The sequence below is a fragment of the Dyadobacter sp. 32 genome, assembly GCF_902506755.1.
In the GTDB taxonomy this organism is placed as follows: Bacteria; Bacteroidota; Bacteroidia; order Cytophagales; family Spirosomataceae; genus Dyadobacter.
Genome location: NZ_LR735258.1, coordinates 144,891 through 158,775, shown reverse-complemented (window position 1 = coordinate 158,775; position 13,885 = coordinate 144,891). Strand labels below are relative to the sequence as shown.

General features: G+C 44.8%; 13 protein-coding genes. 6 read left to right on the top strand and 7 right to left on the bottom strand.

Going from position 1 to position 13,885, the window contains the following annotated elements; translation table 11 throughout:
- Positions 1-94: 94 nt before the first annotated feature.
- Positions 95-970 carry a geranylgeranylglycerol-phosphate geranylgeranyltransferase gene (locus DYADSP32_RS00610; protein WP_414617398.1) on the top strand — a complete coding sequence of 292 codons (876 nt, stop codon included), beginning with the start codon at positions 95-97 and terminating at the stop codon, positions 968-970.
- Positions 971-1,041: 71 nt separating this feature from the next.
- On the top strand, positions 1,042-1,875 hold the full coding sequence (locus tag DYADSP32_RS00605; protein ID WP_149244511.1) for a S1-like domain-containing RNA-binding protein: 834 nt from the start codon (positions 1,042-1,044) through the stop codon (positions 1,873-1,875).
- Between the two features lie 93 nt (positions 1,876-1,968).
- On the opposite strand, the gene DYADSP32_RS00600 is transcribed toward DYADSP32_RS00605, so the two are convergent.
- Together DYADSP32_RS00600 and DYADSP32_RS00595 are read right to left on the bottom strand one after the other, a co-directional pair.
- The gene (locus DYADSP32_RS00600) at positions 1,969-3,291 is read right to left on the bottom strand and encodes an amidohydrolase family protein (RefSeq protein WP_149244512.1); all 1,323 of its coding nucleotides are present in this window, start codon (positions 3,289-3,291) and stop codon (positions 1,969-1,971) included.
- 35 nt (positions 3,292-3,326) lie between these two features.
- The gene (locus tag DYADSP32_RS00595; RefSeq protein WP_149244513.1) at positions 3,327-6,353 is read right to left on the bottom strand and encodes an amidohydrolase family protein; all 3,027 of its coding nucleotides are present in this window, start codon (positions 6,351-6,353) and stop codon (positions 3,327-3,329) included.
- Between the two features lie 191 nt (positions 6,354-6,544).
- Here DYADSP32_RS00595 and DYADSP32_RS00590 point away from each other — a divergent pair, with 191 nt between their 5' ends.
- The 4 genes from DYADSP32_RS00590 to DYADSP32_RS00575 all read left to right on the top strand — a co-directional run bounded on the left by DYADSP32_RS00590 (position 6,545) and on the right by DYADSP32_RS00575 (position 8,775).
- Positions 6,545-6,832, top strand: a complete 288-nt coding sequence (locus tag DYADSP32_RS00590) for a hypothetical protein (protein WP_149244514.1) — start codon at positions 6,545-6,547, stop codon at positions 6,830-6,832.
- A 130-nt stretch (positions 6,833-6,962) separates the two neighbouring features.
- Positions 6,963-7,607, top strand: a complete 645-nt coding sequence (locus DYADSP32_RS00585) for a hypothetical protein (protein WP_414617397.1) — start codon at positions 6,963-6,965, stop codon at positions 7,605-7,607.
- Positions 7,604-8,347, top strand: coding sequence for a DUF3307 domain-containing protein (locus DYADSP32_RS00580; protein ID WP_149244515.1), 744 nt, complete (start codon positions 7,604-7,606; stop codon positions 8,345-8,347). Before DYADSP32_RS00585 ends, DYADSP32_RS00580 begins: the two co-directional genes overlap by 4 nt.
- Positions 8,348-8,406: 59 nt before the next feature.
- Positions 8,407-8,775 carry a hypothetical protein gene (locus tag DYADSP32_RS00575; RefSeq protein ID WP_149244516.1) on the top strand — a complete coding sequence of 123 codons (369 nt, stop codon included), beginning with the start codon at positions 8,407-8,409 and terminating at the stop codon, positions 8,773-8,775.
- Between the two features lie 68 nt (positions 8,776-8,843).
- Here the strand turns inward: DYADSP32_RS00575 and DYADSP32_RS00570 are convergent, their stop codons facing one another.
- The 5 genes from DYADSP32_RS00570 to DYADSP32_RS00550 form a co-directional block, all read right to left on the bottom strand.
- Positions 8,844-10,439, bottom strand: a complete 1,596-nt coding sequence (locus DYADSP32_RS00570; RefSeq protein WP_149244517.1) for a peptide chain release factor 3 — start codon at positions 10,437-10,439, stop codon at positions 8,844-8,846.
- A 186-nt stretch (positions 10,440-10,625) separates the two neighbouring features.
- The gene (locus tag DYADSP32_RS00565) at positions 10,626-11,237 is read right to left on the bottom strand and encodes an inorganic pyrophosphatase (RefSeq protein WP_414617396.1); all 612 of its coding nucleotides are present in this window, start codon (positions 11,235-11,237) and stop codon (positions 10,626-10,628) included.
- Between the two features lie 64 nt (positions 11,238-11,301).
- A complete protein-coding gene (locus DYADSP32_RS00560; RefSeq protein ID WP_149244518.1) occupies positions 11,302-12,285 on the bottom strand; it encodes a glycosyltransferase family 2 protein in 984 nt (327 codons plus the stop codon).
- Positions 12,286-12,347: 62 nt separating this feature from the next.
- Positions 12,348-13,070, bottom strand: a complete 723-nt coding sequence (locus DYADSP32_RS00555; protein ID WP_149244519.1) for a methyltransferase — start codon at positions 13,068-13,070, stop codon at positions 12,348-12,350.
- A 176-nt stretch (positions 13,071-13,246) separates the two neighbouring features.
- On the bottom strand, positions 13,247-13,885 hold the full coding sequence (locus tag DYADSP32_RS00550) for a ribonuclease H family protein (protein ID WP_149244520.1): 639 nt from the start codon (positions 13,883-13,885) through the stop codon (positions 13,247-13,249).

The following is a 13,885-nucleotide window of genomic DNA, read 5'->3' as shown; positions in this document are numbered from 1 at the left end:
AAAGTGAGCCAGAAAGATTTTAATACTTAAATAAGTGGCATAAAATGAATAATTTTGTCGAATAACCTTTCATCTTATTTAGATTCCGACAAACGTGTCTACCCATCCCAGAGTGAAATTGAAAGAGTTTTTAAGGGGTAGCGTTCGTCTGGTAAGGATGACCAATCTGATTATTGTAGTCATAACCCAATATTTCACCCGTATACTTCTGATTGGCCCCCGGCAGGAATGGAAACAGATCCTGGCCAGTCCGGATATGTTCATTCTTTCTCTATCCACCGTGTGTATCGCAGCTGCCGGCTACATCATCAACGATTATTTTGATATTAAAATTGATATTGTCAATAAGCCGGAAAGGGTCGTTGTTGGAAGATATCTAAAACGAAGATGGGCCATGGGTGCCCATCAGGTGCTGAATGTAATGGGTGCCGTGATGGGATTTTTTGTTAACCACTGGATATTTCTGATCAATGTATTTTCCATCACCCTGCTTTGGTTCTATTCCGAACGTTACAAGCGGCTTCCGTTTATTGGAAACCTCATTGTAGCATTACTTACCGGAATGACACTGCTCATCCTTACGGTAATTTATCCTGCAAACAGGCATTTGGTGCTCATTTACGCAGTGTTTTCCTTTTTTATTACTATGATCAGGGAAATCGTAAAGGACATGGAAGACATTAAGGGTGACGCTGCACATGGATGTAGAACATTACCCATTATCTGGGGAATCCGGCGAACTAAAACGTTTCTTTATCTCTGGATAGCCCTTTTTGTGGTAACCTTGTTCATCATGGCCAGCACTTTGCGTAATCTCACATTGATTTACCTTTTTATTCTGCTTTTAGCCCCTATATTCTGGTTGATGTATAAACTTATGCTTTCGGATACCCGTAAAGACTTCCGGCATTTGAGCAACCTGTGCAAGATCATCATGGTGCTGGGTCTGCTCACCATGCTTTGGGCTTGATACCACAAATATTTACAATGAAAATATTCTTGCGATAATAGTACCTTTGTGGCCAACCACATGAAAGAAACATGCTTTTTATCGGAAAATACAACTACCTGACCATTCAACGCCTCACAAGTGTCGGCATGTTTTTGAGTGATGTTGAAGGTGAGGAAGTGCTTTTACCAAACCAATACCTCACCGACGAGATGCAGATTGACGACACCATAAAGGTTTTCGTTTATCTGGATTCGGAAGATCGCCCGGTAGCCACTACGGAAACACCTAAAATAATAAGGAACGAATTTGCTTACCTTGAAGTAACCGATGTAACCGAACATGGTGCCTTCATGGATTGGGGACTGATCAAAGATCTGTTTGTGCCGTTCCGGGAGCAAAGTACGCCCATGCAGGTGGGAGAATGGCACGTGGTATTTCTCTATCTTGATCAGAAAAGTTCACGCTTGCTCGCTTCCACCAAGGTAGACCGGTATCTTGAAAACGACCGGCTGCTGGTAAAAGAGGGCGATGAGGTCGATCTGCTGATATTCCGGAAGACGGACCTTGGCTACAACGCTATTGTCAATCAGTATCATAACGGACTCATCTATGGCAACGAAGTGTTCAGAGAACTCAAAGTGGGTGATACCCTGAAAGGTTATGTAAAAAAGATCCGCGATGAAAATAAGCTGGATATCAGTTTACAAAAGACCGGCTTTGAAACGGTAGAACCAGTGGGTCAGCAGATTCTGGATCTGCTAAAAAAAGACAACGGTTTCTTGAATCTATCCGACAGCAGTTCACCCGAAGATATATACAGCCGTTTACAGATCAGTAAAAAAATCTTTAAAAAAGCGATCGGGGGACTTTACAAGCAAGGCCTCATAAAAATTGCAGACGACGGTCTGCATCTTATCAAGTAAAACCGCTTTTTAGTATCGTAAACCTAAAAAAATCCGCACCTTTCACGATGCGGATTTTTTCATTGTTAGCCGGCACTATCATGAGGGGGCTGACTATTTTTTTTCATACTTCACTTTATACTTTTCATATAGTCGCTTTTGTTTGTCGTCGATAGTCACCTTGCCGCCTTTGATATAAATCATCGAAATTTCATTCCCACGCATATCAAGAATATCTCCGGAGGAAACCACCAATGAAGCATGTTTCCCTTTCTCAATGGTACCTACCAGGTGGTCCACACCGAGTATTTCTGCCGGATTACTCGTCACAAACCTGAGCGCATCCTCCGGAGAAATGTCCGAAAAACCTGCCGCCGTGCCCGCCAAAAAACCGACATTTCTGGTGCGCCACCATTGGTCTGCATAGGTAATCGCCACTTTCACCCCGGCCTTGTGCAGCAATCCGGGTAGCTCATAGGGCAGGTAAACATTTTCGTCGGCACCATTGGGTAGGCGGTGGGTAGGATTTAATACTACCGGCACTTGATTGTCCCTGAGAAAAGCCGTCACTTTATAAGCTTCGTTCCCTCCTACGATTACTACCTTTTTAATGCCGGCCTCCCTGGCCATTCTTACCGATTCGATAATATCCTTCGCATAGTCGGCACGAATATAAAGATTGGCCGTACCCAAGAACAATGGCTTCATGGCTGCCAGTCTCAAATTCACAGGATTAGGGTTTTTGTTTTCCAAATAGGCCTTCGCATCTGAAAAAGTCATCTGAAACTGATCGATCACTTCCTGACGTTTTTCGTTTCGCTTTACCGACGTTGTAAAATCCTCAATATTGAAACTGCTGGCAAGAAAGGGCGGCCAGTTGATCCAGATACCATCGTCTGTTTTCAGAACCGCGTCCTCCCAGTTCCATCCATCTGTATAGAATAAGGAAGAAGACCCTGAAATAATCCCGCCCTGGGGCACCGCCTGTGAAAGCAATATGCCGTTGTTCCGGAGCGTTGGAATTACTTCTGAATCCGTGTTATAGGCCACGAGTGCCCGGATGTGCGGGTTGATCTGCCCTACTTCGTTGTAATCCAGGGTAGCCCGAACCGATGCGATTTCCTGAAGCCCTACAGTGGTATTTAATGAAATAATGCCCGGGAAGATATGTTTTCCTTTTAGATCAATAACCTCCGTCCCTGCGTTACCCATGACAGTCCCCGCCTGGCCGACCTGTGTGATAACACCTTTCTCAAATGCTATTGAGCCGTTGGCGATTACCTGACCGTTCCCAACGTGGATGGTGGCACCTGTCAGCAGAACCGGTTTGTTCTGAGCCAGTGGCGGTGCGGGATTCTGAGCTACTCCACACGTGGTTAACAATAGAGTGGTAATCAGCGCAAAGCAACCGGAAGAGATATATTTATTTACTCGCATAATATTTGATTTTAAAACAATTAGAAAATATCCGGTTACTTACCCTCCTCGTGTTCTGCATGAATTCCTACGATATCCTCGCAATGCCACATCCTGGGCTGCGATGCCTGTGGCTTTTGTGTTGGCTTGCCTTCATTTTTGTCACTCAGCATCTTTTGAATCAACCTTTCCCGTTCAACGCGCATTTTTTCCTGTTTTTCCACATCGGTTTTCCTGTCAAAATAGGTTACACCTTCAATCATGGTAAATTCCGGTCTGGCGTAAACGGATAACGGTGAATTATTCCAAAGCACCAGATCGGCATCCTTGCCTGGTTTAACACTGCCCACCCGGTGATCAATGTGCAGCAATTTGGCAGGGTTGAGCGTCACCATTTTCCAGGCCTCTTCTTCAGGCACACCTCCAAAAACCACCGTTTTGGCGGCTTCCTGGTTGAGCCTGCGTGCCATTTCCGCATCGTCCGAATTGATAGCAACTGTTACACCCTCGTGATACATCAGCGCGGCGTTGTAAGGAATCGCTTCCTTCACCTCCATTTTGTATGCCCACCAGTCAGCGAAAGTGGATCCGCCGATGTTTCTCTTAGCCATCTTGTCTGCGAGCTTGTATCCTTCAAGAATATGTGTAAATGTGTTGATGTTAAATTTTAGCGAATCAGCTACGTGCATCAGCATGTTGATCTCCGACTGCACATAGGAATGGCAGGTGATAAACCTTTCTTTGGCAAGGATTTCCACGAGTGCATCCAGTTCTATATCCTTTCTTGGTGCTATCCCTGTCGGTTTTTTGCTTGCATTGTATGTTTTCCAGCTATCGGCATATTCTTTTGCACGGATAAAGTGATCAAAATATACCTGCTCCACACCCATTCTCGTTTGTGGAAAACGCGTACGCACCACATCCCCCCAATTGGATTGCTTTACATTTTCACCTAATGCAAACTTGATGGTTTTCACTTCCGGTATAAGCATTTCCGATTGGCTGGCACCCCATTTCAGTTTGATCAGGGCACTCTGTCCACCGATGGAATTGGCGGATCCGTGAAGTAAGTGTGAAACGGTAACACCTCCCGCCAGCTGACGGTAAATGTTGACATCATCCGGATTGATTACATCGCTCATCCGCACTTCGGCAGAGCTTGTCTGGCCACCTTCATTGATGGTGAATAAGGCAATGTGCGAGTGCTCATCAATGATACCGCTTGTGAGATGCTTGCCCGTTGCATCCACCGTACGAGCGCCGGACGGTGCAGTGAGCCCCTTTCCCACTTTGGCTATTTTGCCATTCTGAATGATGACGTCCGTATTTTGGAGAATCCCCTCCTTTTCGTTGGTCCAGATCGTTGCATTTTTTATGAGTGTGGTCTCTGCTTTCGGGAGTTGTTCATTCCCAAAACCCACGAAAGGATAAAGAATGGGGCCTGTTTCCTTCTGCACCTTCACTGCCGTATCCTTTACAGCTTCTGCTTTATAGGGTTCCGTAGTGGCCGCAGCCCATGCTACAACCGTTCCGTCAGGAAGTACCCCTTCTCCTGCCAGCCCTGTGGGCAACCGCCATCCCGTAAGGCGTGTGGTCCCCGGCGACTTTTTATCAGGCTGGTAAGTGATCGTCACAAGATCATTGGCTAGTAGCACCTTCGGTGTTAATTTAATGGTATCCTGAACCACAATTTTGTAATCGGGCTTTTCAGCAGAACCCGTAATCTGCAATTTCCCCGCTGCCTGCTGATTGATCGTCAAGGAATAATTCCCGCGAAGATCAGGGGCATTAAGCTGGTTAATTATAAATTTCTTCCCCTGAATCCAGTTTTCGTAAATGATATTATCAGCGCTGAATAAGTCAGTAGAAGTGATTAAAAAGTTGGCCAGCAGCCCAGGTTTAATGCTTCCTATCTGCCCTTCTGCTTTTAGTAACTGTGCAGGCAGGGAGGTCAGTGCCGACAATGCCTTTTCACGAGGCAGCCCATAGGCTATTGCCTGTCTCAGATTTTTCCAGAAATCTGTTTTGTTTTTCAAATTAGCAGTGGTAAGGGCAAACGGAATTTCCGCCTTAGCCACTTCCGCTGTATTTTTTGGAGCAAGTTCCCAATGTTTCAGCTGTGCCAGCGTGACGATCTCCGCATCCCAGGGGTCACTTACGTCATATGCATCAGGAAAACGAAGTGGCAGGATAAGTGTCGCTTTGGTCGCCTTTATTTCATTGATACGCTGGTACTCATCGCCTCCTCCCCGTATGATATACTGGATACCAAATTCGTCACCTATCTTGTCTGCACGTAGCAAACTGAATTTGTCGTTGGTCTCAAAAAATGATGGCAGGCCTTTGATCTGGTTAAATGCTTCGAGAGAAAGATTCGTCTCTTTGCTTTTTCCGCCTTTGGCATACCAGTCCGCATCAAAATAGTTCTGACGAATCAGCGCCACTACGCCCATAACGGACGAAGGATAAGTTTGCGAGGAACTGCCTTTGCTGAAAGAATAATGCGCCGATGCCCGGCTGTTTAAAATCGCCTGGTTAGCGGGTTCATCGGTGAGCGACAACAGCGCACCGCTTCCCCTTATGATGCCGTCATGTGAATGACTCAACACCGCTCCAAAACCTATTTTGCGAAGATCGTTGGCCTTACCCGGCTCCGGAACAAACAAACTACTGGCATCGTTTTCTGATTGAATAGCCTGATTCCATCCGAAGGCCCCTTTTTTGTTGGATTCCAATTGCGGTGTCTGGCGGCCTGCACCAGGCTGGGCAGGTTTTACCTGTGGCATACCATAATCCGAGTCCAAATCAATCAGAGAGGGGTAAATGTATTTGCCTTTCAAATCCACGATCACAGTTCCGGGCGGAATTTTCACCGCTTTGCCTGCTTCTTTAATAACGCCGTCCTCAATCAGCAAGGTGCTGTTGGTAAGGGTGGTTGTCGGATCTGCTACGATTGTAGCGTTCGTGAACGCATAACGGCCAGCACGCTGATCATAGGCTCCATTTTTGGGGAAAGTGCCCTGAGCCTGGCATAATATACTGATCGTCAGCGAAAAGGCTATCAGTGCTAATGATTTAAACATAGGGTATTGTTATTTTGATTAGGTAATATTTTAGATGATTTCAGAGCTTGTGCAGGACAATATACAATGAAAAAAACTAAAACCGGATGGGCTTAATGGGTTTCGGGAGATCGTACAATGATCCATGGAAATTTTTATGTTGTTCCTATTTTTCGGAAATTGTCAGACATTATTTTGATTCGTTAATGATTATGACTTTTGAACAATTCTCTTCGTCTCTCTCACAATCAACTCCGCCTGATGAGATCTCTGATTTATTGAAGGCGTTGTGGTTTGATGCCAACAATGATTGGGAAGCAGCGCACCAAATCGCTCAGTCCAGGGAAGGCACCCCAAAGTATGATCGGCTTCATGCTTACCTGCACCGGGTAGAAGGCGATGCCTTTAATGCGGGTTATTGGTACAGACGTGCCGGTGCCGAGATATACAAGGGAACGCTTAAGGAAGAATGGGCTGTTCTCGTAAAATCGTTGCTTTAACGATTAATAAAAAACTTGTCTGAAAATATAAGTCTTTAACCTTATATTTTACAATTATAAGGTTTTTAGCTTATATGTTACGAATATAAGTATTTAACCTTACATTTGGTAGTTATAAGTTTTTAACCTTATGAGATTCAGGATGGACAGTTATGTAGCAGTGATCACCGCCGACATGGTCAATTCCACGCATTTTTCCAGCGAAAAAGCAGCAATGTGGTTAAGGAACCTTACAGATGAGCTACGACGTAACCCTACTTTTGAGTGGAGGTTGAAACCTGAAATTTATCGTGGCGATAGTTTTCAGGGCGTTCTAAAAACGCCGGAAGCAGCCCTTCGCCTGGCCATCCTGTCTCGTGCCATCATGCGTAAAAATGCCGCAGGAGCCGATGTAAGGATAGCCATTGGCATAGGAACCACCGACTTGCTTACCGACAGGCCAGGCACATCAGATGGAGAGGCATTCCGGCTTTCGGGGCGATTGGCAGATCAGATGCGGGAAAGAAAATCAAAAATTGCATTCGCCTTGCCGCAACCTACACCAACCCTCGATGCTATGACGGATCTTCTGGAGACATTGATTGACGGGTGGACAACCGCTCAATGCGAGGTTATACGGTCACTTATCCAAAATGAAAACATCAGCCAAATCGCAGAAAGACTGTCCATAAGCCAATCCGCCGTAAGCCAGCGCGTATCCTCTGCGAAATGGTGGGCAATCGAATCGGCACTAGCAACTTATCCATCTCATCTGGCACTTTACATCCAACCATGACCGCCTTTCTTTCACTATTGCTCGCACACATTATTGCCGACTTTTACTGGCAGCCAACAGCATGGGTCAATGATAAAAGACGTAAGTCGTTTCGCTCCAGATACCTGTATGTACACGTTGGTGTGGTCATGATTCTCTCCTATGTATTTTTGGCAAATTGGAGCAACCCCTTCCCTGCCCTACTGATTGGCATTGCACATGGCCTGATCGATATTTCCAAGCTCCATTTTGATAAAAAAGGAACAGCTGCCTGGTTTGCGGCAGATCAGGCACTTCACCTGCTATCCATCGCACTGACGGCTGTAATATTGACGAGTCACCTGAATGTTGAAATAGAAAACCTTAAACTATGGCTGCAAACACCCCGAACGCTGGCCCTGGCGTCGGGCGTTTTGCTTTGCCTTTCTCCTGTCTCTTTTCTGGTAGGAATCCTAACCCGCCCCTGGCGGGAAGAGCTGGAAAAGCTTGCCCCCAATGCGGATGACAACCTGGCAAACGCCGGGCGATGGATAGGCATGGCCGAAAGAATATTGATCTTTGTATTTGTGATGATGGCACAATTTTCGGCCATTGGCTTTTTAATAGCTGCAAAATCTCTGCTCAGATACAATGACAAAGGAGTGGGAACAGAAATTCCGGCCGCCTACATCAGTAAAAAATCGGAGTACATACTCGTCGGAACGCTCCTGAGTTACACTTTTGCCATTGGGGTGGCATTGGTTTCGAAAATACTTTACTGAGGTTTTAAACCTTCCTGCGGTTATTCCACTCTAACCCCGGAATTTAAATATTTAAAACAATGAGAAAAGGATTGATCGCCATGATCATGGCATTGGCAAGTATCACCGCGTTTGCGCAGCGTCCCGACGCCAACGCTACACCAGAAGAACGCGCAAAAAACCAGACTGCATCTTTGACCGAAAGTCTTACGCTTTCAGAAGAGCAGCAGAAGCAGGTTTACACGCTGAACCTTGATCGGGCAAAAAAAATGCAGGAAATGAGAAATTCGCAAAACGCAGACCGTACACAAATGCGGGAATCCATGGAGAACTTCAACAAGGAACTTGCGAAGGTACTTACGCCGGAACAACAGGAAAAATATAAGAAAATCCTTGAAGAACGTCGCTCCAACAGAGGCGGCGGCGGTGGTGGCGGGCCACGAAGGTAAAATGAGTTAAAAAAAATGAGGTCGAATTCAGGTTATACCAAATTCGACCTCATTTTTCTTAATCAATACTACACACCGATTTCAGTCTTGAACTCCGATGTAAAGTGAAAATGTATAGCGGGATTATTTTCTCTGTTCATACGGATCATCCATTCCGACTCGGCAAAAAATACCGGATTCCTGTCCTTATCGTAGGCGATCTGATTGCCCTTCAACCGAACAAATTCATCCATTGCTGATTTCTCATCGGCTGTCAGCCAGCAGGCCCGGGTTATATTCATCGGTACCCACCTACACTTTGCTCCATATTCATGTTCAAGACGGTACTGAATCACATCAAACTGAAGTTCACCAACCGTGCCCACGATCTTTCTGTTACCAAGATCCAATGTAAAAAGTTGAGCAACCCCTTCATCTGTAAGCTGTTGAATACCTTTTTCCAGTTGCTTGGACTTCATAGGGTCCAGATTGATAAGTTCCTTGAAAATCTCCGGTGAGAAGCTAGGAATACCTGAAAACTGCAATTTTTCGCCCTCTGTAAGCGTATCGCCGATTTTGAAACTTCCCGTATCGTATAAGCCCACTACATCACCCGGAAAACCTTCGTCCATCACACTTTTATCCGACGCCATAAAGGTGAAAGGGCTTGAAAAACGTACATCTTTGTTAAGTCGTACATGCTTATAAAATTTCCCTCTCTCAAACTTGCCCGAGCAAATCCTTAAAAAGGCAATCCGATCACGATGCCGGGGATCAAGATTGGCATGAATCTTAAATACAAATCCGGTAAACTTTGATTCCGTTGGTTCCACCTCCCTCACGTCCGTGGGCCGAGGCTGAGGAATAGGCGATATTTCACAAAAAGTATCGAGTAATTCCTTTATTCCAAAGTTATTGATCGCACTGCCAAAAAATACCGGAGCAAGCTCGCCCTTCTGGTAGGCTTCTTCCGAAAAGGCATCATATACCCCTTCGACCAGCTCCACATCCTCAGTCAGTTGTGTGGCGTCCCGCTGTCCCAACAGATCCACAAGACTTTCATCTTCCAGATTGACCCTCGCTACATTACTTTCAATCTTCGTTTTGTTTACTTTGAAGAAATACAGCATTTGTTCATACAGACTGTAGACTCCTTTGAACTCCGCACCCATGTTGATAGGCCAGGTGAGCGGTCGAACGCGAATGCCCAGTTTGGTTTCCAGCTCATCGAGCAATTCAAAAGGATTTTGCCCTTCCCTGTCCAGCTTGTTGACAAATACGATCACCGGGGTATTCCGCATGCGGCAAACTTCCATTAAACGTTCTGTCTGCTCTTCCACCCCTTTCACACAATCTATCACCAGAATAACACTATCCACGGCTGTAAGCGTGCGGTAGGTGTCTTCTGCAAAATCTTTGTGACCAGGCGTATCCAGAATGTTGATCAGCAGGTCATGGTATTCAAAGGTCATTACGGATGTAGCGACAGAAATACCCCTCTGCTTTTCAATTTCCATGAAATCGGAAGTGGCAGTCTTTTTTATTTTATTGGATTTTACTGCACCAGCCGTTTGAATAGCCCCTCCAAAAAGCAGAAGCTTCTCTGTTAATGTTGTTTTCCCGGCATCCGGGTGGCTGATGATAGCAAATGTGCGCCGCTTTTTTATTTCTGCTAAATTACTCATATGTCTTTACGACTCTCGTGACGAACAGGAATCAAATCGGGATAGGGATCCAATTTATACCGGTTGTGAGAAATCTTACTGGTTTCTTAAAATTTGCACAAAGATAAGCATAAACAAAAGCCGTCGCTATCAGCAACGGCTCAAATCTACTTTAAAATCAATTGTTTACTTTCCCAAACGATATTTTCAATAAAACGAGTGTTTGTAATCTTCTACAGATGTGAGGATAACTTCGTGCGCCTCTTCTCTTCCATAAACATTGGTAATTTCAATATGCGCCTTTTCTCCGGGAAGGTTTTTGTAGGTCAGGAAATAATGCTTCAACCGCTCGATGATCCCTTCTGGTAACTCGCTCAGATCTGAATAACTTCCATAAACTTCGTCCCCTTTTAGCACAGCAATAATTTTGTCGTCGGCTTCACCACCATCCAGCAGACGAATGCCTCCAATTGGCTTGGCTTCACACATAATATCTCCGTGAGAAATAATTTTCTCGCAGAGCACAATGATATCCAATGGATCACCATCACCTTCGGTAACTTCTCTGCCTGAACGTTCACGAGCAAGCTGCGCGATTTTTTCCGCACAGTATGTTTTGGGGATAAACCCGTAAAGTGCAGGAACAATATTGGAGTATTTCTGAGGTCTGTCTATTTTAAGATAACCAGTAGCTTTATCTATTTCATATTTTACCGTATCTGTCGGTACTATTTCAATAAATGCAGTTACGAGTTCCGGCGCATTCTCTCCCATTGGAATTCCATGCCAGGGATGGGCTTTGTGTACATTCGCTATCATTATGTATGTAATAGGTTGATTCTTCCGCTCTGCGGCAAACTCATTTTAAAGATTTTTATTGTAATCAAATTCCGGACTCATTGGATTTTTCCGCAATAACATAGTCCCCCGTTTTGGATATGGATTGCTTCACAAACAACTCACCGATAAACCCTGCCAAAAACAATTGTGACCCCAGCAGAATCGCAATCAATGCCAGGAAAAATAAAGGGTTTTCGGTGACATTCCGATAGGGTTCGTGCGAAACGTAAATTTTATAAATTTTTGCTCCGAGCAGCCATACCGCTATTAAACTTCCCAGAAAAAACATCAGTGTACCCAAACTGCCGAATAGGTGCATGGGCCTTCGGCCAAACTTGTTCACGAAGGCTATGGACAACAGATCCAGGAAGCCGAAAATAAAACGTTCCAGGCCAAATTTGGTGTAGCCGTATTTCCTGGCCTGGTGCTGCACTACCTTCTCTCCAATTTTGGCATATCCATTCCATTTCGCAATCACTGGAATGTACCGATGCATTTCGCCATAAATGGTAATATTCTTCACAACCTCCTGCCGGTAAGCTTTAAGTCCGCAATTGAAGTCGTGCAGATAAACACCTGAAATACTTCGAGTTACAGCATTAAATATTTTCGTAGGAATCGTTTTGGTGATCGGATCGTATCGTTTCTTCTTCCATCCCGACACAATATCAAAACCTCCCTGCTTAATCATTTTATATAATTCAGGGATCTCATCAGGACTATCCTGCAGGTCGGCATCCATGGTAATGACCACATCTCCCTTTACGGCATGAAAACCCGTCTGCAGCGCGGCAGTTTTGCCGTAATTCCTCACAAACTTAAATCCCTTGATACAGGAATTTTTTTCCGACAATCTTGTAATCACCTCCCAGGATCTGTCTTTACTTCCGTCATCAATAAATAAAACCTCGTAAGTGAATCCGTTTGCAATCATCACCCTGGCAATCCATTCGCTAAGCTCCGGCAATGACTCCTCCTCATTGAATAGCGGAACTACAACGGAAATGTCAACAACTGATTCGGTCATGCAATGTTTAAAGAAGCGATAACGATACTAGGTTTAAAACGCAAAGGTCGCATTTTTCCTGATCAAAATATCAAATAATAGTCTTTCATTAATCTGATAAATTCAGAATGATAGGTTCTCCCATCCTCTTCATAGATACACAAAGGCACATTAATAGGCGCATTTTCAACAAGTTCGGCCCGCCGGAAGCGCGTAAGTGTGCGAAAAGGTTTTTTGCCTGAATGGTGGTACAATGTAAGTTTTGTTTCGGCTGACCAGTTTAAGGCAAACGCTTTTTCTTCAAAAACCCTGCTCTCATCCACGGGCAAAAGGATTATGAAAGTACCAGAAGGTGTAATAAGTCGGCCAATGGCTGATAACAAGTCATCAAAAGTAAGCAACTCTGCATGATGCGCAATGTTTTTGGATGCCTTTGGAGACCGCAGGTCCGACTGAAAAAAGGGTGGATTCGATACAATACAATCATACCTAACCTCAGGCTGGTAGGCTTGTATAGCACTCTTTACAACCTGAACACGATTGGCAAAAGGGCTCTGTCCTACATTTTCAACTGCCTGATCAACAGCACCATCATCCAACTCAACCGCATCAATCCGCGCTGTAAGATTTCGCTGAGCAATCATTAAAGCAAGCAAGCCCGTGCCCGTTCCAATATCCAGAATACTTTCTGCAGCTGATACGTCTGCCCAGGCCCCTAGCACACAGGCATCCGTACACACTTTCATTGCGCACAGATCCTGCTTCACTGTAAATTGCTTAAATCGAAAAAAGGGGTTTTTACTCAATGGTTAAACGGGCAAATGGTCAAAAGGATAATGAATAATGGTTAAATCGTTAAAATCCAAACGATCCAGGATCAAACAGTTAAAGACCGAACGGTTAAACGATCAAAACCCAAACAACCAAACGGTTAAACCATCAAACGGATAAACGCCGGGCAGCGAGTGTGTCATACGGAAACCTATTTCCGGCCGAAATCTGCTGGATTCTCACCCCAATATTCGGTTTCCCATTTGAGAATTTTGTTTGAAAACTTGTTTTCTGCCAGCCACCGTTCGGCGCGTTGCAGCATTTCAAACACCGGTTTATTCCTTGGCGTGAGTGCCAGTTTGGTATTGGCGTGTTTCTTTTTTACCCAACTGATCGCCGTTCTGGAATCACTGTAAATCGGTAAATCGCTTCCCTTTTTCTGTAAATAGGCAAGGCCATGCACAATGGCCAGAAACTCACCTATATTGTTTGTAGCATCTTTGAATGGACCCTGTAAAAATATTCTTTGACCGGTGGCAAGATAAGTCCCTTGATACTCCATATCACCTGTGGCTGTGTTCCATGCCGCGTCCACGGCTATACTGTCCTTCACCGGCTTTCCGATGTGTGCGGGTGTTTCTTTCGAAACTACTTTCGCCGCAGCATCTTTTTTTGTTACAAACTCCCAATAGCTGCGTTGTATGGCGGTCTCTGCTTCGGCTATTGAATCAAAAGATTTGAACTGAGCGTCATCAAACCCCTTTATTTGTGCTTCACACTCTTTCCAATCCGTAAAAATCCCGGTCTTTCTTCCCTGCCAAACCACATAAAATTTCGCTTTCTTTGCCAT

Excerpts from the sequence above, each read along its gene's own strand:
- DYADSP32_RS00605 (WP_149244511.1), top strand. The coding sequence starts at position 1,042 with ATGCTTTTTATCGGAAAATACAACTACCTGACCATTCAACGCCTCACA.
- DYADSP32_RS00600 (WP_149244512.1), bottom strand. The coding sequence starts at position 3,291 with ATGCGAGTAAATAAATATATCTCTTCCGGTTGCTTTGCGCTGATTACC.
- DYADSP32_RS00595 (WP_149244513.1), bottom strand. The coding sequence starts at position 6,353 with ATGTTTAAATCATTAGCACTGATAGCCTTTTCGCTGACGATCAGTATA.
- DYADSP32_RS00590 (WP_149244514.1), top strand. The coding sequence starts at position 6,545 with ATGACTTTTGAACAATTCTCTTCGTCTCTCTCACAATCAACTCCGCCT.
- DYADSP32_RS00585 (WP_414617397.1), top strand. The coding sequence starts at position 6,963 with ATGAGATTCAGGATGGACAGTTATGTAGCAGTGATCACCGCCGACATG.
- DYADSP32_RS00580 (WP_149244515.1), top strand. The coding sequence starts at position 7,604 with ATGACCGCCTTTCTTTCACTATTGCTCGCACACATTATTGCCGACTTT.
- DYADSP32_RS00575 (WP_149244516.1), top strand. The coding sequence starts at position 8,407 with ATGAGAAAAGGATTGATCGCCATGATCATGGCATTGGCAAGTATCACC.
- DYADSP32_RS00570 (WP_149244517.1), bottom strand. The coding sequence starts at position 10,439 with ATGAGTAATTTAGCAGAAATAAAAAAGCGGCGCACATTTGCTATCATC.
- DYADSP32_RS00565 (WP_414617396.1), bottom strand. The coding sequence starts at position 11,237 with ATGATAGCGAATGTACACAAAGCCCATCCCTGGCATGGAATTCCAATG.
- DYADSP32_RS00560 (WP_149244518.1), bottom strand. The coding sequence starts at position 12,285 with ATGACCGAATCAGTTGTTGACATTTCCGTTGTAGTTCCGCTATTCAAT.
- DYADSP32_RS00550 (WP_149244520.1), bottom strand. The coding sequence starts at position 13,885 with ATGGCAAAGAAAGCGAAATTTTATGTGGTTTGGCAGGGAAGAAAGACC.